This is a genomic window from Acinetobacter sp. 1000160, assembly GCF_000588715.1.
Lineage (GTDB): Bacteria > Pseudomonadota > Gammaproteobacteria > Pseudomonadales > Moraxellaceae > Acinetobacter > Acinetobacter courvalinii.
In genome coordinates this window covers 99211-121264 of sequence record NZ_JFWP02000003.1, presented here as the reverse complement: position 1 = coordinate 121264, position 22054 = coordinate 99211, and the positions used below count along the sequence as shown (strand labels likewise).

General features: G+C 38.8%; 22 protein-coding genes and 1 pseudogene. 5 read left to right on the top strand and 18 right to left on the bottom strand.

Going from position 1 to position 22054, the window contains the following annotated elements; genetic code table 11:
* Positions 1–133: 133 nt before the first annotated feature.
* Entirely contained in the window at positions 134–472 is a 339-nt protein-coding gene (locus J699_RS11720) for a hypothetical protein (protein WP_032867755.1), read from the bottom strand.
* Between the two features lie 247 nt (positions 473–719).
* Between J699_RS11720 and J699_RS11725 the strand changes: the two genes are divergently transcribed.
* From J699_RS11725 to J699_RS11735, 3 genes are all read left to right on the top strand, one after another.
* Positions 720–1289, top strand: a complete 570-nt coding sequence (locus J699_RS11725; protein ID WP_032868266.1) for a nuclear transport factor 2 family protein — start codon at positions 720–722, stop codon at positions 1287–1289.
* A gap of 93 nt (positions 1290–1382) precedes the next feature.
* A complete protein-coding gene (locus J699_RS11730) occupies positions 1383–1877 on the top strand; it encodes a chalcone isomerase family protein (RefSeq protein ID WP_032867757.1) in 495 nt (164 codons plus the stop codon).
* Positions 1878–1890: 13 nt separating this feature from the next.
* The gene (locus J699_RS11735; RefSeq protein WP_032867759.1) at positions 1891–2583 is read left to right on the top strand and encodes a response regulator transcription factor; all 693 of its coding nucleotides are present in this window, start codon (positions 1891–1893) and stop codon (positions 2581–2583) included.
* On the opposite strand, the gene J699_RS11740 is transcribed toward J699_RS11735, so the two are convergent.
* The 12 genes from J699_RS11740 to J699_RS11795 all read right to left on the bottom strand — a co-directional run bounded on the left by J699_RS11740 (position 2580) and on the right by J699_RS11795 (position 13006).
* Positions 2580–3905, bottom strand: a complete 1326-nt coding sequence (locus tag J699_RS11740; RefSeq protein WP_032867761.1) for a sensor histidine kinase — start codon at positions 3903–3905, stop codon at positions 2580–2582. The two genes, J699_RS11735 and J699_RS11740, sit on opposite strands and share 4 nt — an antisense overlap.
* 29 nt (positions 3906–3934) lie before the next feature.
* The gene (locus J699_RS11745; protein WP_032867762.1) at positions 3935–4984 is read right to left on the bottom strand and encodes an SAM-dependent methyltransferase; all 1050 of its coding nucleotides are present in this window, start codon (positions 4982–4984) and stop codon (positions 3935–3937) included.
* A gap of 8 nt (positions 4985–4992) precedes the next feature.
* Entirely contained in the window at positions 4993–5772 is a 780-nt protein-coding gene (locus J699_RS11750) for a DUF1295 domain-containing protein (protein ID WP_032867763.1), read from the bottom strand.
* A 28-nt stretch (positions 5773–5800) separates the two neighbouring features.
* Positions 5801–7000 carry an SAM-dependent methyltransferase gene (locus J699_RS11755; protein WP_032867764.1) on the bottom strand — a complete coding sequence of 400 codons (1200 nt, stop codon included), beginning with the start codon at positions 6998–7000 and terminating at the stop codon, positions 5801–5803.
* Position 7001: 1 nt separating this feature from the next.
* Positions 7002–7790, bottom strand: coding sequence for a DUF1365 domain-containing protein (locus J699_RS11760; protein WP_032867766.1), 789 nt, complete (start codon positions 7788–7790; stop codon positions 7002–7004).
* Between the two features lie 14 nt (positions 7791–7804).
* Positions 7805–9079 (bottom strand): NAD(P)/FAD-dependent oxidoreductase, encoded by a 1275-nt coding sequence (locus tag J699_RS11765; RefSeq protein ID WP_032867768.1) that lies wholly within the window; start codon positions 9077–9079, stop codon positions 7805–7807.
* Positions 9076–10065, bottom strand: a complete 990-nt coding sequence (locus tag J699_RS11770; RefSeq protein WP_032867770.1) for an acyl-CoA desaturase — start codon at positions 10063–10065, stop codon at positions 9076–9078. The genes J699_RS11765 and J699_RS11770 overlap by 4 nt, the downstream gene beginning before the upstream one ends.
* A 200-nt stretch (positions 10066–10265) precedes the next feature.
* Complete coding sequence (locus J699_RS11775) at positions 10266–10445, bottom strand: zf-HC2 domain-containing protein (RefSeq protein ID WP_005229125.1); 180 nt, start codon at positions 10443–10445, stop codon at positions 10266–10268.
* Positions 10439–11059, bottom strand: a complete 621-nt coding sequence (locus J699_RS11780) for an RNA polymerase factor sigma-70 (RefSeq protein WP_032867772.1) — start codon at positions 11057–11059, stop codon at positions 10439–10441. Before J699_RS11780 ends, J699_RS11775 begins: the two co-directional genes overlap by 7 nt.
* Entirely contained in the window at positions 11056–11814 is a 759-nt protein-coding gene (locus J699_RS11785; protein WP_005229121.1) for a DNA-binding domain-containing protein, read from the bottom strand. The genes J699_RS11780 and J699_RS11785 overlap by 4 nt, the downstream gene beginning before the upstream one ends.
* Positions 11765–12628, bottom strand: a complete 864-nt coding sequence (locus tag J699_RS11790) for a DUF692 domain-containing protein (RefSeq protein WP_032867774.1) — start codon at positions 12626–12628, stop codon at positions 11765–11767. The genes J699_RS11785 and J699_RS11790 overlap by 50 nt, the downstream gene beginning before the upstream one ends.
* Positions 12629–12697: 69 nt before the next feature.
* A complete protein-coding gene (locus J699_RS11795) occupies positions 12698–13006 on the bottom strand; it encodes a hypothetical protein (RefSeq protein WP_032867776.1) in 309 nt (102 codons plus the stop codon).
* Positions 13007–13169: 163 nt separating this feature from the next.
* Here J699_RS11795 and J699_RS11800 point away from each other — a divergent pair, with 163 nt between their 5' ends.
* Together J699_RS11800 and J699_RS19775 are read left to right on the top strand one after the other, a co-directional pair.
* Positions 13170–13778, top strand: a complete 609-nt coding sequence (locus tag J699_RS11800) for a DoxX family protein (RefSeq protein ID WP_032867778.1) — start codon at positions 13170–13172, stop codon at positions 13776–13778.
* Positions 13779–14081: 303 nt separating this feature from the next.
* Positions 14082–14493: pseudogene (locus J699_RS19775) on the top strand (integrase); the annotation flags it as partial.
* A 218-nt stretch (positions 14494–14711) separates the two neighbouring features.
* Here the strand turns inward: J699_RS19775 and J699_RS11805 are convergent.
* The 5 genes from J699_RS11805 to J699_RS11825 all read right to left on the bottom strand — a co-directional run bounded on the left by J699_RS11805 (position 14712) and on the right by J699_RS11825 (position 22036).
* Positions 14712–16118 (bottom strand): molybdenum cofactor biosysnthesis protein MoeA, encoded by a 1407-nt coding sequence (locus J699_RS11805; protein WP_032867781.1) that lies wholly within the window; start codon positions 16116–16118, stop codon positions 14712–14714.
* 53 nt (positions 16119–16171) lie between these two features.
* Entirely contained in the window at positions 16172–17233 is a 1062-nt protein-coding gene (locus tag J699_RS11810) for a NucA/NucB deoxyribonuclease domain-containing protein (RefSeq protein ID WP_032867783.1), read from the bottom strand.
* Between the two features lie 667 nt (positions 17234–17900).
* Entirely contained in the window at positions 17901–18611 is a 711-nt protein-coding gene (locus J699_RS11815) for an AraC family transcriptional regulator ligand-binding domain-containing protein (protein ID WP_050441675.1), read from the bottom strand.
* A gap of 113 nt (positions 18612–18724) precedes the next feature.
* Complete coding sequence (locus J699_RS11820; protein ID WP_032867786.1) at positions 18725–20311, bottom strand: AMP-binding protein; 1587 nt, start codon at positions 20309–20311, stop codon at positions 18725–18727.
* A gap of 30 nt (positions 20312–20341) precedes the next feature.
* Positions 20342–22036 carry an aldehyde dehydrogenase family protein gene (locus J699_RS11825; protein ID WP_050441674.1) on the bottom strand — a complete coding sequence of 565 codons (1695 nt, stop codon included), beginning with the start codon at positions 22034–22036 and terminating at the stop codon, positions 20342–20344.
* Positions 22037–22054 lie beyond the last annotated feature (18 nt).

The following is a 22054-nucleotide window of genomic DNA, read 5'->3' as shown; positions in this document are numbered from 1 at the left end:
AAAGGCTTTTTTATATCAGATCGAATAATCCAGAATAATATTTTGATGGAGATGCCATTAGTTAAATTCTACAAATAAAGCATTGTTTTATTTATAGAAAATCCCACATTTTTCCAATTTTTCCTTTATCGTTTTAACCTACTTTTATGTTTGCTTCACTTAAATAAGCTTTCTTTGAAGTCTTATTCCATAAACACAGCTCTTGACCAATTTTGTTTTTCATATGTGCTTGAGGATATTTCCCTTGAATCAACAGTGCAGAATATCCGACACGATCATCAAATAACATGACGTTGCTCACTGCCTTGGCATTTTTAAGTTGACTGGCTTTTATACACGCCGCTTTGATTTCCTGATCATGCTTATTCCATGCCTGCTCCGAGCTGGCGAAAGTCACACTTGTGACAACTGAACTTGCTACAAAACCGAAAACAGAAAGATATTTTAAAAATATACGATGCTTCATTGCCATGATCATTGTCCTATTAATTCGAAAGTCTATTTCTATACTGAAACAATGTCATGCGAGAAGCCAGTAATTTATACATAGTGTAACGGCACATATGCAAGCTTACACATTTCGGTGGGTAGCCCTCACTCGTACCTAGATAAATATTATGATTTGCTGCATGAATGAAGATAATGCACAACCACGCATATTTCACAACATATTCACACTTCAGATTTTAAGCTATAAAAAAATGAAAAGGTTTGTGAATATGAAATTTCTAAGAGCCGTAACCGTATCCACACTGACCCTATTATCCTTGGCTGCCTGTAAAAGCTTACCCAGCTACAGCGCTGACTATAATAAGGCCAATAAAGAAATTTCAGGCGTTGAATTAAATGATGAGCAAGCCCAGCTTATCGGTCGACGTTTTGTATCAGCATTCAATACCATGGGTACGGTTGCTTTTATCGAAAATGCCAGCCAACTCTATGCAGATCATCTGTACATTAATGATACGCTGTCGCAGTTCTCTACCAAAAAAGAATTGATCAAACATTTTGAAGGAATGAACGAACACGTCAGCAATGTCTCTGTCACATTAATAAGTGCAACGCATCGACAAGATTCTGCCTATATCCATTGGCATATGGTATATGACTTCAAAATGTTGGGGCGTAAAAAGACCATGTCTTCTTATGGTATTAGTCAAATTAAGATCAATGACAAGGATTTAATTGTCTTTCAACAAGATTATTGGGACCCCGCGAATGGCTTGTTCCGATCTTTACCTTATGTCGGGAATGCTTACGCTTTACTTTTACCCTTTAAGAAACCTTAAAAATCAAATAAATAAAGCGTAGTAGCACATAATTATACAAACTTAAGTCTGTTGAATATGAAATATATAGCCTAGAAATCGTTGAGGTTGGAAATGCACAATCACTTAACAAAAGCTGGACTCGGCCTCTTCTATTTTATCGCATCTTTAAGCCAGGTTCATGCAAATACGCAACTATGTCAAATAGCTCCCCTGCTGGTCACTGCACAAAAGGTCGGTTCCGTAAGCTATTATGCCGATGATTGCCAGCAAAACTGGGAAACTCAAAGTATTCGTTTAGATTTTTTCTATCAACGGGATATTCCTGAATGGGCATTCAAAAAAGCGGCCACTTACTTTCTAAGAAAGAATGTGGCCAATTTTTCAGATCAATCCGTATTAAATCAAATTACAATGCTGTATCAGCCCGTCAAAAAGGGAGATCTTTATTCATTAAATTATACGCAATCCAGCAGTACCCTAAGCCTGCATTTAAATCAAAAAAAATTAGGTTCGATCACTAATCCTCAGGCAAATCAATATTTTAAAATTTGGTTTGGTGATTCACCATTTAATGCTAAATTGAAACAACAATTACTTCATCAATAACTTGAATATAAATATGAGCAGTCAATTTGTCCTAATGGTGGAAGATCACTATGAACTTGCTGCCACCGTATGCGAGTTTTTAGAAGAGCATGGTTTTATTGTTGATCATGCACGTAACTTGAATTCGGCAAGAAATTTTTTATTAGCCCAGCCTTATCATCTGCTATTACTGGATATTAATTTACCTGATGGCTCGGGCTATGATTTATGTGAATGGCTCAGAGCAGAAGGCAAAGATATGCCTATCCTTATGTTAACTGCACGGGATACGCTGAATGATAAGTTAAAAGGTTTTACTGCTGGCACCGATGACTATTTAGTTAAGCCTTTTGATTTCAATGAATTGGTGATGCGTATTCGTGCATTGATCAAACGCGCTCGTGGCGAGGTAACCACCACTAAATTCCAAATTCATGATCTGATTTTAGACAGCTCAACGCAGACCATAACCCGTGCAGGCCAAACAATTGACCTCCCCCGAATACAATTTAAATTACTTAAAATCTTGATGAGAAACTCGCCAAAAGTGATTACCAAACAAGAAATCATTATCGAGCTCTGGGGGGATGAAGAGCCTGAGAGTGATGCCTTACGCAGTCATATCTATAACCTTCGAAAAATGATCGATAAACCGTATCAGGAAAAACTGATTCATACCGTCTCGGGGGTAGGCTTAAAAATAGCTTTAGATACAGAGCCTAACTAATTCAGATAAACCACCACAATCAGACCTGTCGTTTTTTCTAATTGCAGATCAGGATGCGTACTTAAGTAGTATTGACGGTCGAATAACTCAACTCTCCATCCCAACTGAACGCATAACTTCCTGACAAGCTGCAAACCGATACCGTGACCTTTGGGAGTGAGTTGGAGCTGTGAACTTAATTGTTGTACTTTAAGGTCATCAGGCATCGTGATGCCAATCCCGTTATCCGCGATAACCACACTGTTCTGACGTTGAATAATATGAATTTTCGTACCTTGCGAATAATTTAATGCATTACGCAGTATATTGCTCAGGACCATTTTCGTCATTGATGGATAGATCATTTTTACTGAGTCTGGAGTCTCTATCTGAACACAGATCTCAATTTCCTGACTACGGTTAAAAGGCTCTAAATCGCTAACCAGATCCTGAATAAGAGGAGATAAAGGCAAATATTCGGCCGTTAAGGTACTGGTGTTATTTCTTGCGATCGCCAATAAGGTATCGACCAGTAATTGCATATCCTCAATGGTATTGGCAATACGATCCAAAGCCTTACTCTGCCCATAACGTGCCTGACAAAGCTGTACATTGCCTTTCAGAATGGTTAAAGGCGTGCGCAGTTCATGACTGACATCTCCAGTAAATTCCCTTTCCCTATTAATAAACTCGCTCAACACCTGATGATAGCGTTCAAGTGCCCGCTTTAAATACTCGGCTTCCAGATTGCCATTGGTATAGATGTCCTGAAACGGCGATGCTGCTGCATTTTGATGTGCCCAGTCAATATCCTCCAAGGCATTTGCCAAACGGGTAATAGGTGAGAAATACCGTTTGGCCCGGCGATTTGACCACCACAAAATACTGTACAGCACAATTAAGCTGAACATTAACGGGGCCAAACCAAATAGCCAGACGATCTTGTTGACATTACTTTCACCGAACACCAGTAATACGTGTTGTCCGTTACGTTCGCCGTAAACTGTCATCCTATCTTTTCCATCGACAAACACGCGATGGACGCCCTGCTCCAAATGCTGATTCTGGAAAGCAGGTGGAGGCATCGCGGTTTGCCACCGGTAACCATACAAATTTTTAGTATCCGGTAAATCAGCTTTCGGATTACGCTCAACGCGCATCCAATAGTGTTCCATCTCCTGCTCAAGGGCAGTTTTGAGTAAAGAACCTTTAATCACCCATGTACTACAGGCAATACCAATAATGATGGATAACGCAATCAGCCCAATTTGCAACCAATAATGGCGGTTAAACATCTCGCTCAGCGGATGATTATCCTCACCATTTTTATTCTGTCTAAACATAGGCTGATCTACTTGGTGTTGTTTTTAAATTATACGTTTTTCTTTTTAAACAGGAAGTGCCCCACAACCCACTCCTGCCCCTGCTCAAACCCAAACAGTTCAGCACATGCCATAAAGAAAATACGCCAACGTTGCCACCAGATCCCCGCTTCTTGAGCATAAACCTCATCAAAAAGTGGTTTGAGCTGTTGCTCATGGCGATCCATGTTGTCTAACCAGGCATTGGCTGTTTTTTCATAATGTATGCCGGACCACTGCCAATGCTGTGCCAACTCCAAATGATCTTGAAAATGCAGGAAAGTAGAACTTGCAGGCATCAATCCGCCGGTAAAAAAGTAACGTGACATCCAGTCATATTCACTTTTTATTTCAAATGGATAATGCAGGAATCTATGACAGAAGATATGACACCACAACATACCATCAGCTTTTAGCCAGGATTGGATTTTCTCAAAAAGTCGTTGATAATTTCGAACATGTTCAAACATTTCAACTGAAACCACACGATCAAATGTCTGTGGTTTTAATTCAAGTACATTGACATCACAGGTCACGATCTCAACATTCCTGAGCCCACGCTTTGCTGCTTCAGACAAAATATAGTGTCGCTGAGTGCTGGAATTAGAAACTGCAGTGATGTGCGAGTCAGGATAGTGTTCTGCCATCCATAATGTAAACGAGCCCCAACCACAACCCAGTTCCAGAATATGTTGTCCATTTTTCAGTTGTGCCCGCTCACTATAAATTTGTAGGGCAAGCGCTTCCGCCTCATCTAATGTGGTTTGGTCGTTTGCAAAAAAACATGCACTATACTTGAGATGTTGACCCAGTACGGCCTGAAAAAATGCTGTCGGTAGTTCATAGTGCTGTTCATTGGCCTTGTCTGTTTCAATGGCGATTGCGCTATGCTTGAGCATATGCAATACATCCATATAGCGTTGAGCCCCTTGTTCAGGATCATAACGCCCTTCCTGAATCAGACGCTTTTTACTTAACGAGCGAATTGCAGCACGAATTGCCGGGTCTGGCACCAGACCACTTTCTACAAGTTTTAATGATTTTTGAATAATAAAGTCCATGTGCGTACCTACTCTTTGGGTTTCCACGGAATAAACATCGAAGTTCTTTTTTGATAATCGAGATAATTTTGTCCCCGATTTTTTAATGCCTGCTGTTCGCTAAATGGAATTCCGGTAATGTAATACAGAAAAAACCACATCAACACAGGATAAATCCATAAGCTATATAAGCCTGCTGCGATACCGATGACTGGATATGCAAACCAATGCAACCACTCAAAGAAATAATTGGGATGACGTGAGTAACGCCATAATCCCTGATCCATGGTTTTGCCACGATTCTGCATGTTTTGTTTAAACCGATAGAGTTGCTGGTCTGCAACCACTTCGCCAATAAATGCAAGCCCGATAATCAAACCAGCAATGATCAGATAATCTGTTGTTTCGGCTAACCAGATAGAACTGGGTACATTTAATAAACTCCACATGGGAACTGTAAATAATATGGCCAGACCCGCTTGAAAGATAAAAAAAGCAAGAAAACCTAAGTGCTGGAATTTACCCATGGCCTCACGCATATTGGCATAACGGCGATCTTCTTCGTGCTCCAAGGCATAGCGACGAAACAGGTGTAGACTCAAACGCAAGAACCAGACGGAGCTGAAAACACCAATAAACCATCTGACCTGCGTCGGCGCGACATCGATATACCAAGCCGTGATCACGATGTTGATGAAAATACAGAAGCTCCAGGCCACATCAACGATGCCTGCCCGACGATTATAGCTTGCCCAAAACCAGCAAATGGTCATCACGACGGCATCAAGTAAAAACAATTGCAACAACATCACTGCCTCCCTGATCTATCCAAAAGACTCAATAAGGGCTTGCTTCAAATAACAGGTGAACATCACTAATCACTCCCTCTTTGAATCCTCCCTCGCAATAACACAAATAAAAGTCCCACATGCGAATAAAGGTCTCATCAAAACCTAAAGCAAGAACCTCTGCTTTTGCATTTAAAAAACGTTCGCGCCATTGATGAATGGTTTCTGCATAGCTGGATCCGATATCCTCAAGATGCTTCAATCTTAATTTCTGTTCTGAGGCGGCTTGTGTCAGGACACTGATGCTGGGAATAAAACTTCCAGGGAAAATATAACGTTTTATATAATCCACAGTCTGAAGTGCTTTTTTATAACGGGCATCTTCAATCGTAATGGCCTGAATCAGGCCTAGACCATGAGGTTTTAATAGTGATCGGCATTGACTGAAATAGGTTGGAAGATATTGCTCACCCACCGCTTCAATCATTTCAATTGATACTAGTTTGTCGAATTTACCCTGTAGTAAACGATAGTCTTTTAGCTGTACATCTACGCGATGACTTAAACCGGCATCGGCAATCTGTTGTTTCGCCTCCTCATACTGAGCCTGAGAAATCGTAATTGTGGTCACCCGACAACCATAGTGCTGGGCAGCATAAATCGCAAAGCCTCCCCAGCCACTTCCGATTTCCACCAAGTGATCCATGGATTTTAATTGCAATTTTTCACAAATCAGCTCCTTCTTATAATCTGAAGCCTGCTCTAAAGTCATTTCTTTATGTTGATAAACTGCACTGGAATACATCATGGATGTATCCAGAAATAGCTTAAAAAAATCATTGCTGAGATCATAATGCTCGGCAATATTTTGACGACTCCCCGACACAGAATTTTTCCGGCTTTTGTACCACGCCTTTAAAATCAGCTGACTCGCCTGTGAAATCACATTATGATTGATCTTATCGAGAACATCGCGGTTTCTTGCCAATATCTGGATCGTTTCAACCAGATGCTCACTACTCCAATATCCCAGCATAAAAGCTTCAGCCGCACCGAGCACTCCGTTTTTAAAAATAAGATCAATTAATTTCTTATTATGAACAGTTATAGTTGCTTCAAGGTCCGAGGCTTCCCCAACCGTACCACGCCATTCGCCCCGAAAATGAATCTGGCCATGACGAAGTTTAAGCAGGCTTCGAAGCACCAATGGCAGGGAATCTTGTTCCCCTAAAATAAGTGTTTTCATCATTTTATTGTAAATCCTTATCTTTTTTAGGGTGTCGATAAAATGGAACCTTCTTTCGCCACAGATGAAATGCCTGGATATAAATTGAAGCTAACATCTTAAAAGGTTCGAAGAGATGATAAATAGCATAATGATTGAGTTGTGAAGGAAGTGTGATGTGTGTTAACGAAAACTGCATGGTTGCATCAAACATCAATTTGTCTGAATGATACAGCTGCATATAAATGACATTTTGCGTATCTGAAAAGTTGAATCGCCATGCGTAATGGATATCCATCGGCATAAATGGAGACACATGAAAACTTTTCTCGAATTTAAATTCATACCCCTGATAAGAGCCGTGTTGTTGTAACTTTTCCTGACAATCATGAACATACACCTTCCGTTCATTCCAAGGCGTATTGGTAATTTCACTTAATATAAATACGGGTTGTTTTTGTCGGTTAAATACGAAGTAAAAGATGACAGAATTGAAGCTAAAGCCCATCGTTCTGGGTAAAGACAATACACGGATTTCAGATTGTTCGGGCAACTTTACATGGGCTTGCTGGAGCACAATTTTATTTATTTTTTCTCGAATGCTTCCGGTATAACCCTTTAAAAAATCATTTTCATAAAGGTTCAGCACACTCCAGTGTGATGTTGAACATAACCATGAATGCTCAAGCTGTTCATGCATGCGATCAGGATCAAAACACAAATAGCTAAGCACAGATTGAAAATCATGCACCTTCGGATGAAACCGTCGATGTCTAATCTGGGCTTTTGCAATGGAGAGCGGAGCTGCAAGCATTTGAGTTCCCCTGTTTATTCATCAATACCAGATAAAGCTTCTACGACACGTTCAGCACTTCTAGCACCGTCCTCATGAAAGCCCCAGCCCCAATAGGCACCGCAAAAAGAACTTCGATTTTTGCCATTTAATTCTTTCCAGCGCGATTGTGCCTCAAGTGCATGTTTATTAAACACAGGATGCCGATAATGTCGCTCAATATAAATCTTTTCTTTGGCAATCGAAGTATTCGGATTCAGGGTAGAAAAAATCTGAGTTTTGCACCTTAAATTTTGCAAACGATTCATCCAGTAGGTAAAACCAAAATGGACCTTTGCGCTCTGTGACTGGGGTTCAGTTGAAGATTGGGGGGTGACATGGACATGCCAGCTTGCCCACTGGGAACGTGCTTTGGGCATAATGGACTGATCGTTATGCACAACCATATGGTTATCTTGATAGTTAAAACATCCTAAGATTTCACGCTCTATATCTGAAGCATCACTCAACAGTCTTAAAGTGTCATCCGCATGGGTAGCAAAAATAACCCAGTCAAAAATCTCCTTCTCCTGATCAGTGATTACCGTGACCGTGTGCGCTTCACGTACTACATTCTGAACACCTGCTTTTTTCCAAATGATCGACGGACATGCTTTTTGAATTGCTCGGATATAAGAAGCTGAGCCACCTTTGACCGTTTGCCATTGCGGTCTGTCTTTTATTTGCAACATCCGGTGATGTTGAAAAAAACTTACCACGAATTTATAGGGAATATTCCCTACCTGATCGACAGGGCTTGACCAAAGCGCACCGCACATCGGATATAAATGTTCCTCTCTAAAGACCTTTGAATAACCATGCTGATCCAAATATGCTTCAATCGATAGATCAGCGCCCTGCTCTTCGATATCAATCTCTTTATTTTCTCGATAAAATCGGAATAAATCCGATAGCATCACCCGAAAGTTTTGATTGATAAAATTTTGTGGCCGAACCAATAATGACCATTTTTTTGAAGGATTGTACTGTAGTCCTGTCACTTGATTATTCACAGAAAAACTCATATCACTTTGCTGTGTGCTTACTTCCAACTCGTTCAGCATTGCACTGAATAATGGATAATTAACGCCGTTAAAAACAATAAATCCGCTATCAACAGCGACATTTTGATGATCAATCCACAACGCATGGGTGTCGGTATGTCCACCAAAATAATTTTCTTTTTCAAACAAAGTGACCTCATGCTCTTGCGAGAGTTTCCATGCCGCATATAGCCCTGCGATACCAGAGCCAACAATTGCAATTTTCATGAGGATTCCTTACTCTGAATTTTTACTGGATTGATTTTAAGAATGTGTTTAGTTTTTTTGCAGGCCGCATAAATCCTGGGAGGTACATGCTTTATGCCCCAGACCAGACCACACCAGGACATAAGCTTTAAACCATAATAAGTCATATCAATTTGCCACCAAAAAAAACCTTGTCTGGCACTACCTGCATAATAATGATGGTTATTATGCCAACCCTCCCCTAAGGTGAGGATTGATAAAAAAAGGTTATTTCGACTGTTATCTGGTGTATCAAAATCTCTACTGCCATATAAATGCGCAAGCGAATTAATGCACAAGGTTGCATGAATCAAGAGTACAGTTGATATAACGAATCCCCAGACCAATAGTTGCGGTCCCGAGGTCCCAGAACCGGGATGGGATACAGCCAACCATTCGCCCAATAAATAAATGATAAAGGCAGTTATTAGCACCACTGGCAAACTAAAACGATCGAGCCAGACAATCTCCGGAAACTTGAGCCAGTCCTTAATCACATCCTTACGGGTTGAAACGTTCTGTTCATTTAAAACCCAGCCGATATGGCTATACCAGAAACCGTGTGTAGATGAATGAGGATCCTGTGCCGTATCGGTAAAACGATGATGATAACGATGATGTGCAGCCCACCATAATGGTCCTCGCTGTGCACTCATTGTCCCTATAAGCAAAAATATAAATTGTATTGGTCGTGAGGTTTGAAAAGTTTTATGGGATAAATAACGATGAAAAAATGCGGTAATTGCAAACATTCTCACCAGATAAAAGGTCAGCATAAAAATGACAGCGAACCAAGAAATGCCCACCCAGAATACTGCGAAGCAAGCAAGATGTAATAAGATAAAAGGAAGAATTCTCACCCATTGGATTTTCGTATCTTTATTGATATGAGCACCTGACCCTTCTTTTAATCTAGAAGCGTTATTTAAGGACCAACTATCCACCCATCCCAGAAAAAACTTAAACATTGATTCTTCCTGACCCATCTCTTTTTATATTTATCATTGTAGAAAATTCGATATGAAGTTTATGTGAAGCCTAATTTACAATTATTCATCTTAATATAAAACGATTAAAAACATAGGCTTATCTTGCAACTATTTTTCTAGCTAAAAATAACAAGCTCAGACCAGAGATATAATGGGTCAAAGTTATAAAATGAAATAAATCATTGATCAAATTTTTTAAATTCTTTTGAAAGTTGAGATAAAGTCTTTATCTGCTTTCCATAACGGCGGCATGAACGGCAGGTCAATAAATGCAGCTGTAAATTGCTCTGCTCTCGCAACAACAATGCCCTATCTTGCTTTTCAGATAACAGTTGCGTGGCTTGACGACAGGTCAACATGAGCAATCCTCCTGCAATAACCATTTATTTTCTAGGCATTCTCGCAGTCGAGTTCGGCTGCGATACATCAGTACATTAAAATGTGACACTGTCAGTTCAAGCTTCTCACATATTTCACTGGAATTTAGTTCAATCACTTCGCGCAGCATGAATACTTGTGCATATTTGGCAGGTAAATGATTAAGACACGCATCAAAAATAATCCAGAAATCTTGTTGTTCCATCATTTCTTCTGGACCTAACCAGGCGTGTGGAGCTTCATATTTATGCCAATGACCTGAAGCATCAAATAAGGCATGAATGCTGAGTTCACTTTCCTCATCTTTAAAGAGCTCACTCATACTAACCAAACGTGATTTTTGCCTGATCAGATCAATGATCTTATTTTTTAAAATTGCAAAAATCCAAGTTTTAAAAGCAGCACGGCCTGTAAAAGAATCTAAGTGTTGAAATGCGCTTGCCAATGCTTCCTGCACGACGTCTTCTGCCTGTGGCAATGATGAAAGCTGTAGAACAGCAAATTTAATCATTTGTTGTCTTAGATCTTGCAAAAAAGCAGGATTATGCACCTGATCTAAAAATCTCTCATTGTGATGTGCTGAAGCAGAACTCATCCCGGTATCTCATCATTATTATGGGGAACATGAATTAATCTTAACCGAGTTAATAAAGCTTTTAACTCACAAAGTTGTATTTGAAGCTCTTGCAGAGATAAATCAGGCAGCAAGGATTTAATCCCATGCTCTAAATCGAGTTGCATCCATCCTTTTTGACTGAGTTGTTCTATCAATACAGCAAATAAAGGCGATAAAACTTCAAATCGTACTCGATCCAACTCATCTCGCCAGACCATAATTGCACTGGGTATGGGTTCTACCAAAGCGGGTGTCATTGCGGTTGTCCATTGATAAACCGGATATTGATAAGCCAGCACCCAGATTTGCGTCGTTAATTGCCAATCATGATCCTGAGCCAAAACTGGAGATTCAATTTCTACGGTGTCTAGATATAATTCTAACCACTCATACTGTAATAACTCGGCTAACCATGGATATTGCTGTAATACCGGATGCTGCTGTGCGTTGAGATATTCTCTAAACTGCAAGGAAATGTCATTGTAGAAGGGCGACTGGGATTGTGATTTCTCGAAAAACTCTACCAATAATTGCTGCCATTGCTGTTTTGTTAACATCGCCTGTGCGACAGGAAAAACCAAATTAATAAATGAACATACATTATTAAATAGCAAATCACGATAGACCTGCATGCGATTTACAGCAAAGTTTTGTGGTGGCTGTAATTCTGGATTACGAATCCAATCACAAAACTGTCGTTGCGTTGTGTGAAAGGATATTTGTTTTGCCTTCATCGCGACTCCCCTGTTGCTGCATGATTTTGATTTGGCTCAACTCACTTTGTAATTGTGCCCAAGATGGAATATTAAAATCACGTTCCAGTAAGGTCGGCTTAACCCCACAAACTTGGTAGCTATATTGCAGGAGCTGCCAAACCGGATCACTAATTGCAGTACCATGCGTATCAATCAATAGATTTTTTTCCACTTGTTCATGGCCTGCGACATGCAAGTAACGAATCCGATCTTTAGGCATTACGTCAATAAAAGCATAAGCATCACCGCCATGATTAATACTATTCACATAGACATTATTAATGTCTAGCAGCAATTCACAATCTGCTTTTAACAACACTTCACATATAAATTCAGCTTCACGCATTTCTGCGTTCGGCATCAAATAAGTGGAAACATTTTCAATAACCAGTCTTCTGCCTAAAATATCCTGTATCTGTAAAATACGCTCTGCCACATAATTTACAGCAGCTTCAGTCATTGGAATCGGTAATAAATCATATAAATAGCCACCATCATGGGTATAACTCAAATGCTCTGAATAAGTCATGACCTGATAGCGTTGCAAAAAAACCTTAATTTGCTGAATAAATTCAAGATTAAGGGGATGAGGCCCTCCAATCGATAAAGATAGTCCATGACAGATTAAGGGAGCTTTCTCCACACATTGAGCTAAAAGTTTGGCATGCCGACCACCAAAACCCATCCAGTTTTCAGGAGCAACTTCGATAAAATCCGGATGGATTTCAGCATTTAAAAAAGCATCAATAAACTCTCTTCTTAAGCCTAGACCTACACCAGCCAATTCAGTCATAGTGAAACTCCTATGATTAGAATGATGCCGATCCAAGTTCTAGACCGACATCATGCATGATTGATGGGATTATTTGGCGCCACACTTACCATCAGCGACTTTTTTATCTGCGCCACACTTTGCATCTGCTGCTTTTTTTGCTGCACCACATTTCGCGTCTGCTGCTTTTTTTGCTGCACCGCATTTAGCTTCAGCAGATTTTTGCTGTTGTTTGGCTTTATTGGCTCCACATTTCGCTTCACCACATTTTCCATCAGCAGCTTTGCTTGCATGGGCCTCTGTCGTCGTTGTCGTTGCTGCAACAGCCACTTGGGTTACGCCAGCGACAGATAATGCCAATAATGCTGCAACTGATGTCATCGAATTAAGTTTGCTCATTTTTCTATTCCTTTTTAAGGTAAATACTCGTTTTGTACAGAGGTACATAAAGTTAGACGGCGCAACTCTCAATTTATTACAGTGCAAATAAAAAAAGTTTTTGTAAGAAACTGAACCCTCACCCGACTAATGATTATTCAATCTCATCCGGTGTGAAGTTATCATGAAGAACTTTTTGCATTCTCTCCCTCAGCACTATCAAAACATTTGTACTATCCTTCAACATACAGATGGCATCGCAGCACTTGCCTTGCGTTGTTATTTAACGCCTATTTTTTGGATGGCTGGCACAAATAAGCTGATACATTTTCAAGATACAGTGGAATGGTTTGGTAACCCAGATTGGGGGTTAGCCATGCCCTTTCCTCATTTTATGGCAGCTTTGGCAACGTCAGCTGAGATCGCAGGTGCCGTTCTACTGGCACTCGGTTTATTCACTCGCTTTATAAGTATTCCGTTGATCATCACCATGCTCGTCGCCATTTTTACTGTCCATTTGCCAAATGGCTGGCAAGCGATTGCCGATCCACATGCACCTTTTGCCAATGCTCAAGTATTGGCCTCAGCTGAGAAATTAGAAAAAGCCCAGGAAATTTTAATGGCCTATGGCAATTATGATTGGCTCACATCTAGCGGTTCATTCGTGGTTCTGAATAATGGTGTTGAATTTGCGGTGACGTATTTAATTATGCTGATTGCGCTAATGGTACTGGATGGAGGTCGATATTTCAGTTTAGATTATTGGATTAAATCAAAGCTTCAAAGCTATTAATACATAGAAATTTTTTAGGTGAAAAACTTGTAATTGTAACCATCATGCTTATGGATGCATGAAAATAGAGATGGGAAAATTACAGACAAACTGAACCTGTCAAAAGCCCCTTCAATAAAAAAGCCACTTAAAATAAGTGGCTTTTTTATAAAGAATTTTGGTGGAGATGGCGTCAGTTGAAATAGATTAATAACGTTTTGTTTTATTTATATTTTATTTTTATATAGCTCAAGTTTACCCAATCTTGACCCATTACCCTTTTGTACTTTTTAGATGGTTTAAAATTTTTGATCGATAACATTTAAGAGAGAAAAGGAACCTCGTATGCCTTTGTCTAGAGAATCAAGTGCTTTGCTTAAGTCAATTCAAGAGTATTCTCAAGCACAAGATTTCATCATCTCTGCTCCACGAAATGGTGAGATGTTTTCTGATATGTTATTAACTACAATATTCAAACATATGCATAAGTAGAAGCTTAATGAAAAAGGCTTAGGCTATTTTGACCCTAAACAAAACCGTGTCATTAAGGCGCATGGCTTTCGATCTACTTTCCGTGACTAGTCTGCTGATAAGACAGATTATCCTAGAGAAGTTTGTGAGCATGTTCTTGTCCACAAACTCAGAGATGAAGTAAAAGCCTCATACCTACGTGGAGCTTATCTTAAAATAATGTAAAGGTTTAATAGCTGATTGGGCTCAGTATTTCCATCAATAATGATTGTTATATACTACTGAATAGAAAATTATAAATGGCATGAGCAAAAAAAAGTTATAGTGAGATTAGGTAAAATCTTTTAGGGCGTTTAAATCACTTATTTCAAAGCGGCTATAATGATTATTACGAATTATTGAGCTCCACTTATTACCTTGCGAGTAAAAAACCATAACTGTATTAGTTATGGTTTTTTTAATTATCCTAAATTCAATATAAAGTTAGTCAATTTTTATAAAATAAACATTTTCATCACCTTGGATTGGTTGTTCTGAAAAAGGAACAATAACAATACAGTTTGCAACCAGAAAAGGTTCTATTTGATAAGCATGCTGCTTTTCAACTATCTCTAAGTCATACTGACCATCATCATGAAGTTGATATTTGCCCCATACTAGTCTCTTTTGAACAGGATCTGTTTCAATTATTTGTTTAGTACGACCTTTTATAAATATTTTGTTGAGAAAATCTGGATCATATTTATTTAGGATATACTTCACCATGAAATGCATAAGTAAGGCAATGTCTTGCATATCACCAGGTAGATTAATGATCGTCGTTTTATCTTCTGTGATAACGGTCTTAGAGCCTCTAGAATTACCTTGATCATCAATGAACGGTACGATTTCACGTAGTTCAGGCGCTCTAGGCATACTTCTAATAATACCCATTTCAGCAGCAGGGATAGAGCGTGTTTGGAAATTTGAGGGCATACTGCCAGGATCAAAAGTCGTAAGTCTACCGATTGAAAATACTGAACCACCAATATTCTTGTGAGAACAAATAATCATTACATCAAAATTTGGAATATGTTCTTCAAAAAAACGATTATAACTTTCCCAATCTGTTGTTAATGTCTCATCTAAAGTTGGGTCTTTCTCTTTCTTACGGCTATTGTATGCTGAATCATAACGTTGTGGCTTAAGTCGCTTTATCTCAACGTTATCGTAACCCCACGTTTTCAATACGTCTTTAACGTACAAGCTTTCTTCACAAAATGAATGCTCCTCATCAAAGGAATGCATACTCACAACCATAATCCGTGGATTTTTATAAATTGTGATTTCTTTAATTCCAGCGCGTCTGAGTGCAATCAATTTTTCTGGTGTAATTTTTTCATTTTTAGCTAAGATTAGATCACCTTGTTGAATTACGCTGCCTTGCTGGATAACGCCTTGCATTGTAGATACAGGTGCTATAATTTTTTTATTATCATAATCAGAAATATCTAGACGCTTATCTTCTTCTGCAATAACAGCATCAACAGATTCAGGTAATTTTGTATATTGTGGAATTCTGAGTAGATTTTTTCCACTCAAATCCAGCTTATATGGGTTCACTGAACGATAAAGTTGCGATCCCCAGCAGTACAGGTTATCGATTAATATTGGTCGCTGTTTACTTGCAGCTTGAGTTGATTCTGAATTAATAGTCCAACCGGTGTAAGCAGATATGTTATGAACTGGATAGTCTTGTAAAGCATGAATATCAGTTGCATTTACTTGATTAAGTGCCATTTCTAAGTTTACAGTATCCTTTAGTTCCCCCAGAGGAAGCTGCATAAAAAGGCGATAATAAATCGTGGTCAGATCATATGGAAGATCTTCAGGTACGGGAAGTTTACGCATAAGTATAAATCCAAGAGGTAGCTCTGATTTGAGCTACCTCTTTAAATGAGTCATTAATCAACTTTTAAAAAGAATTCATCTTCATCTAGCACTCTTTCCGCACTAAAAAAAGCACCTAAACGAGCACCTGCTCTCCGATTATCAGAGGCATCAATCTTTTTCACGGAAGCATCTGCTCCACCTTCTTTTGTCGCAGCAAAAGGAAATTCATCACAATCGCAATCCGTTGCAACTTCATCAGAATCACCTGTAAAGAAGCATTTCGAACCCACAGTTGGACCATATTTTGCCTTACAATTTTTGACGGAAATGGCTCGATGTTCTTTGCGTGTTCCAGCATCTCTAAGACGATGTAAAGGTGTCGAATTTGACGTTCTAAATAGTGAGTTTGGTGCACTAGCAATAAACTCCCCCGGTTTCCCTGCTAAAAAAGCTTCTTTAATATGCTTTGCAGATTCATCTACATCAGGATCAGTAAGTTTAATTGTGGTCATAATCGCTGGTGCATTGGGATAAACACAGCCCTGTGTGTTTAATTTGGCCTTCCCAATATCACATCTTACACTAGGATTATAAAGGCCTGGGTCCAAATAACCTGCATTATCAAAAGATTCTTTTACTTTTGCAACCTGAAAACTAACACTGGGAGATAAAAATAAAGGATTTGATGTTGCAAGAGATGCTTTTGAGGGTGTAAATGTGGTAGTTGACTCTGCAGATAAACCATTAACTAAATTAATAGGATTACCATATACAGTTTTTACAGTACATTCATAACAATATAATTCCGGACGTACTTTTACAGATTCACCAGGCTTTCCAATAATTTGAGTACGTAATTTATATTTATAAGTCCAGGTTAACGCATTTTTTGGATTATCAGAATAAACATATGCAGTAACTTTTGCCGTACCAACATTCAGCCCTTGTGCATCAGTTAAAGCTATTTCTCGCTGTTCTGACATTAGACAATGTGACCCTCTACTTATAAAACTATCAAGATCTTTACCGACTGTTTTACAAATTGGTGATACATCTAAAGCACTCGCTGCGTAACTACTAGATGCTATAAAAAAAGCACTTATGGCCATTATATATTTAGTTATATTTAACATGAATTTTCCAATATTTTAGTAAAAAAATTCCAAATAATTTCCTTTAAATTATTTGGAATTAGAACAAATAATAAATAAAAAAATTATAAAGTAAATTTATTTGTTAAAAATTATTAGTTTAAATTTACCAACTGATCCTTTATTGCACAACAAAACAATTGAAATAATAAAAAATACTTTATATTTCACACAATTATAATGATTTACCACCAAAATTATTTTATTAATTTAATTTAAACAATAATATCTATCTATTTTATGAATCTTAACAACCACCTCTAAATACATGTATACTTACAAGTTATGACTAAAAAAATTTTTAGATTAGATCTATTGGAACAGCACAATGATATTTTTTATTTGCAATTCACTCTTAACAAAAATACTGCTCAATACTAAAAAAGAATAGGATATTTAATTAAGCAACAAGCACCTATAATTTATAAAAAATATTTTAAATTTTTAGTATTATCAGTTCTTTATTCATCTTTAGTTAATTAAAATAGGAATTAAGATTTAAACAATTAATCAATTAAATTAAGAAAAGCTTAAGTTATTTGAGGATATTGTCTCAGATGTTTCACTGATAATCTTACTAGTGAGATAGAATCTTGTTCAAATCAGTTATTCTGTTTTTTATTGATTTATAACGTATATATTAAAAACCTCATGTTTTTTCATGTTCTTTAAGAAACTTTTGACAAGCAAACGAATCGGCCATAGGTAAAGGCGCCAATATAGAAACAGTGTTGTAATTAATAAAAGTACGATGATGATTGAAATGAATTTTTGGCAAATGCTTTCCGTAAACTTGATGGTAAGCTGGCTCAGACCATTCGACTGCAATGTCTACATCATTTTTAGCCTGTTTCGCTAGAAAAATTGAAGAATTCACATAGCCCGTAATCAAACTTTCAAATAAGAAATGTCTGATCTTTATTTGCTGTTCAAATCCCTTATCTCTTTTGGTATTGCAGCCTTGAATCTGAATTTTAGATTTTTCCGTATTCACTTTGAAATCAATTCGACAACTTTTTAAATGTAAATTGAAGAATTGAACAGCCAACTCAATCGCCTGTTTTAGGTTTGCGCTACTCGAAATTGCAAAACCTAATGGTCCAATAGCAGTCAATCGAAATCGAAGTCCAAACTCATATCCCAACCCAACGTCACCAGCTAATCTTAAACATTCCTCCACAAGACAATACCATTGTCTAAATGAAATATATGACGCCGTGTCGTTCAGTTTTTCTTGGTTCAGCCTACATTGGTTAATTAAATTAATCTTTGAATATCCTTTTTCATTCATTATATCTAATAGTAAAAGGACATAATAAATAGGTAAATTTTCACCATTCGATAGAGAAGAATTTTTCATTTTGAAGTAAAACTCAATCGAGTAAACACACCAAACTCATAGATTTTTGAAGAATGGTGTGTTTAAAAAATTATAAAGACAATCTACATTGGCCAAGAAAATATATTGGATAATTAAGCCGATGCTGACTGCACAGGTTTAAGATCTTTCCGCAAAATCTTGCCTGCAGGTGATTTAGGAATCGCATCAATAAAATCAATCATACGAATTCTTTTATGAGGAGCTATACGCTCTCCAACCCATTTAATAATTTCGTCGCTTGTTGCAATTATCCCTTTTTGCAATACGATGAATGCATGAGGTATCTCTCCTGCTTCTTCATTTGGATGTCCTACAACTGCCGCATCAGCAATAGCTGGATGTCTGAGTAAAAGTGCCTCTAATTCTGCTGGCGCTACTTGATACCCTTTATATTTAATTAACTCTTTAAGTCGATCAACAATATAAACTTCCTGATAGGGGCCTACTTCGACGATATCCCCTGTTCGTAACCATCCATCAGCCGTAATCGTTGCGGCTGTTGCCTTTTCATTGCCCAAATATCCTAGCATCACATTTGGACCGCGGATTAGCATTTCACCTGAAAGAGTACGGCCTCCAGGAACTTCTGGTACATCTTCACCGGTTTCGACATCAACAATTTTAAACTCAATATTAGGCAGGACGATACCAACAGAACCTATTGAAATTCTGTCATCGCCAGGTGGTGCAATATGTGAAATAGGACTGAGCTCCGTCATTCCAAAACCCTGAACAATAGGTACTGACAGACGTTTCAACAGTGTTTTACCTAAAGCCTCATCCATAGGCGCAGCCGCTGTAAGAATCAAACGAACAGAGGATAAATCATACTCATCTATCATTGGGTGCTTAGCCAGAGCAACAGCAATAGGTGGTGCAATATATAGATACGTGATCTTCTGACTTTGGATCAATTCAAGAAATGCAGGAAGATCCATTTTCGATAAAGTAACTAAAGTCCCTCTTCGATATAAAGTCAGATTCATAATCATATTCATACCGTATATATGATAAAACGGTAATACAGCCATAACTTTATCATTCTGGTTGACATTGATTCCTACAGCACCCTGTACAATATTTGCTACTAGGTTACGGTGAGACAACATCACGCCTTTTGCTAAACCCGTGGTACCAGATGAATAAGGTAAAACAGCTAAAGAATGGGTTGGTTCTAAATTAATTATAGGCGCAGGCAATCCCTGTGCAAGTAATTCTTTCATTGATGAATGGCCTTCAGCACCATCAAGAACGATTATCTTATCTTTCGCGATACCTGCTTCAGCACTCGATAATAAAGCACAAGATAAAGTCATTGCATTAGTGACATAGGCCTTTGCATTTGAGTCTTTGAGTTGTCTGGCCACTTCTTGTGGTGAGTACATTAAATTTACTGTTGTGACAGTTGCCCCTGCTCGTAGAATACCAAAAAAAGCAATGACAAATGCAGGGCTGTTAGGCACCTGCATAGCAATAACATCACCCTGTTTAATACCACGTGCAGCAAGCGCACCGGCGAATGCATCCGCACTTAATTTCAGATCGCCATATGTCAGTTCTGTAATGCCGTCAGTCACGGCTACTCGATCAAAATCCTGAGGAGTTAATGTTCCAAGAATCTCAGTATAGATGTCACCTTCTGGAATATTGACCGATGGATACTTACTAGAATAAATCATGTCTTATACTCAATTATATGGGGATAGAAATCAGGCGCGAAAAGCCTGACTAAAAATTCCTGGAAGCTTGCCCAAACTTGGATCAGCTGCAAAACGGGTGAGATGCTGTGCCACACTCTTAGCAGTCTTCGCCGTAACAAACCAAGCAGGTTTAGGCGATAGAGCTATTTCCCCTTTGGCTACAGACCTAGGAAAAGGCCTAAATGGTCCAGTTATCACGCTTCGTTCAATATTTTTTAAAAGATGTGAATTATGAACAAACCCTATTCCTGAGCCGACATTATCGAGTGTATTTCCAGGATAAGCCCCCCATGAAAGTGCTGGTATAAGGAAACCAATCGCACTCCAAACATTTATCCCAATAGTTCCATAACGTAGGTCTGCTATTGCAAGTTCAAATGCTGACCCCATTATTTTGCGATCTTCAGGAGCAACAATGATGCTGGCACCTAAAGTACCGTCCAGCTCATTATTAGAAAACTCAACTGCTGTTTTTAGAAATTCTATTCCTTCACCAGTAAGTTCGATATGAGCTAAAACTGGTCCGAAATACTCAGTTGTTAATGCTTCCTGCGAGGTTGAACTATCGACTTTCAACAAGATACGTCCGTTGATATGCTCAGCATTTGGATAGGCATTTTCAGCAGCTTGAATTTTACGTTCAGTGCCAGGGTACCAAGAAGCTTTTGAGGGCAATTCATTAATGACACGACGGATTTCAGTGAGGAAAGCCTCTTTATGTTTCCAGTCAGCAGAAATAATAAGGGCCTGCCCACCAATACAGTTATGACCACAGTTATGAAATCTCTGTGTCGCCACATGTTCAGCCTGATATCGCAAGTCATCCTCATCCCAGTCTCCTGGGACAACGATAATTGGTGAAACACCACCAAGCTCACTTGTAATCGATTTATTCAGCTTTGGCTCGCCAGATTTATCTGTCACAGATCCCCAAACGATCATATCGTGAGTGACGCTACTGCCAGTAATATGTATATGGTTAATACCTGAGTGGCCAGTAAGATACTGTCCAACATCGGCCCCACCATTTACGATACGCAGAAAACCAGCCTTGATTAGGGGGGAAAATGCAGACTCATAAGCCGCAGTTAGTCCAGCGAATGTTGGATTCAACTTAAGTACACTCACTCGGTTATAGGCGATCAACTCATAAAGGACATCTAAAGGACCTATTGAAGATACATTACCGGCACCTAGTACTAAACCAACTCCTCCATTTTCTCCTAGACGCTTAGCTCCCAAACCAGCAAGCTTCCTTGCCTCTTCTGCACTTATTCCAGGCTTAAGCCAAATTTCACCTTTAAATCCATGAAAGAGATTGGCTTCATACAAGTTTCCAGGAAGCATTGTAAATGCTGTCCTATTACCACAAACCTGACGAGTTTTTAGCCCAAGTGCTGGCGACATGCCATTAGCAATTTTCGTTAGACTTTCAATAACAGCCGCCAATCCATTAAGGGTTGCATAAGGACCAGCCATCCATTCCTCGCCATCCATTTGTTCGTCGTTAATGCCCTTTGCTTCAATTGCTGCCAATGCCCAATCTTCTGCCGCTTCTGCAACAGTACGATGTGTCCTTTGGAGCAAAGTGATACGTTCCTTTATCCCCATTGCCGCCCACTTTGATGCGCCAAGCGTAAGATCTGCAATTGCTGAGTCCAACTCTTGCTCTGTGTTAAACATGGATTTCAATATATTGTTCATACATAAATGTCCCTTTAT

What these genes read in the sequence shown, in the direction of transcription:
- J699_RS11720 (WP_032867755.1), bottom strand. Translation starts at nt 472, where the DNA reads ATGGCAATGAAGCATCGTATATTTTTAAAATATCTTTCTGTTTTCGGT.
- J699_RS11725 (WP_032868266.1), top strand. Translation starts at nt 720, where the DNA reads ATGAAATTTCTAAGAGCCGTAACCGTATCCACACTGACCCTATTATCC.
- J699_RS11730 (WP_032867757.1), top strand. Translation starts at nt 1,383, where the DNA reads ATGCACAATCACTTAACAAAAGCTGGACTCGGCCTCTTCTATTTTATC.
- J699_RS11735 (WP_032867759.1), top strand. Translation starts at nt 1,891, where the DNA reads ATGAGCAGTCAATTTGTCCTAATGGTGGAAGATCACTATGAACTTGCT.
- J699_RS11740 (WP_032867761.1), bottom strand. Translation starts at nt 3,905, where the DNA reads ATGTTTAGACAGAATAAAAATGGTGAGGATAATCATCCGCTGAGCGAG.
- J699_RS11745 (WP_032867762.1), bottom strand. Translation starts at nt 4,984, where the DNA reads ATGGACTTTATTATTCAAAAATCATTAAAACTTGTAGAAAGTGGTCTG.
- J699_RS11750 (WP_032867763.1), bottom strand. Translation starts at nt 5,772, where the DNA reads ATGTTGTTGCAATTGTTTTTACTTGATGCCGTCGTGATGACCATTTGC.
- J699_RS11755 (WP_032867764.1), bottom strand. Translation starts at nt 7,000, where the DNA reads ATGATGAAAACACTTATTTTAGGGGAACAAGATTCCCTGCCATTGGTG.
- J699_RS11760 (WP_032867766.1), bottom strand. Translation starts at nt 7,790, where the DNA reads ATGCTTGCAGCTCCGCTCTCCATTGCAAAAGCCCAGATTAGACATCGA.
- J699_RS11765 (WP_032867768.1), bottom strand. Translation starts at nt 9,079, where the DNA reads ATGAAAATTGCAATTGTTGGCTCTGGTATCGCAGGGCTATATGCGGCA.
- J699_RS11770 (WP_032867770.1), bottom strand. Translation starts at nt 10,065, where the DNA reads ATGTTTAAGTTTTTTCTGGGATGGGTGGATAGTTGGTCCTTAAATAAC.
- J699_RS11775 (WP_005229125.1), bottom strand. Translation starts at nt 10,445, where the DNA reads ATGTTGACCTGTCGTCAAGCCACGCAACTGTTATCTGAAAAGCAAGAT.
- J699_RS11780 (WP_032867772.1), bottom strand. Translation starts at nt 11,059, where the DNA reads ATGAGTTCTGCTTCAGCACATCACAATGAGAGATTTTTAGATCAGGTG.
- J699_RS11785 (WP_005229121.1), bottom strand. Translation starts at nt 11,814, where the DNA reads ATGAAGGCAAAACAAATATCCTTTCACACAACGCAACGACAGTTTTGT.
- J699_RS11790 (WP_032867774.1), bottom strand. Translation starts at nt 12,628, where the DNA reads ATGACTGAATTGGCTGGTGTAGGTCTAGGCTTAAGAAGAGAGTTTATT.
- J699_RS11795 (WP_032867776.1), bottom strand. Translation starts at nt 13,006, where the DNA reads ATGAGCAAACTTAATTCGATGACATCAGTTGCAGCATTATTGGCATTA.
- J699_RS11800 (WP_032867778.1), top strand. Translation starts at nt 13,170, where the DNA reads ATGAAGAACTTTTTGCATTCTCTCCCTCAGCACTATCAAAACATTTGT.
- J699_RS11805 (WP_032867781.1), bottom strand. Translation starts at nt 16,118, where the DNA reads ATGCGTAAACTTCCCGTACCTGAAGATCTTCCATATGATCTGACCACG.
- J699_RS11810 (WP_032867783.1), bottom strand. Translation starts at nt 17,233, where the DNA reads ATGTTAAATATAACTAAATATATAATGGCCATAAGTGCTTTTTTTATA.
- J699_RS11815 (WP_050441675.1), bottom strand. Translation starts at nt 18,611, where the DNA reads ATGAAAAATTCTTCTCTATCGAATGGTGAAAATTTACCTATTTATTAT.
- J699_RS11820 (WP_032867786.1), bottom strand. Translation starts at nt 20,311, where the DNA reads ATGATTTATTCTAGTAAGTATCCATCGGTCAATATTCCAGAAGGTGAC.
- J699_RS11825 (WP_050441674.1), bottom strand. Translation starts at nt 22,036, where the DNA reads ATGAACAATATATTGAAATCCATGTTTAACACAGAGCAAGAGTTGGAC.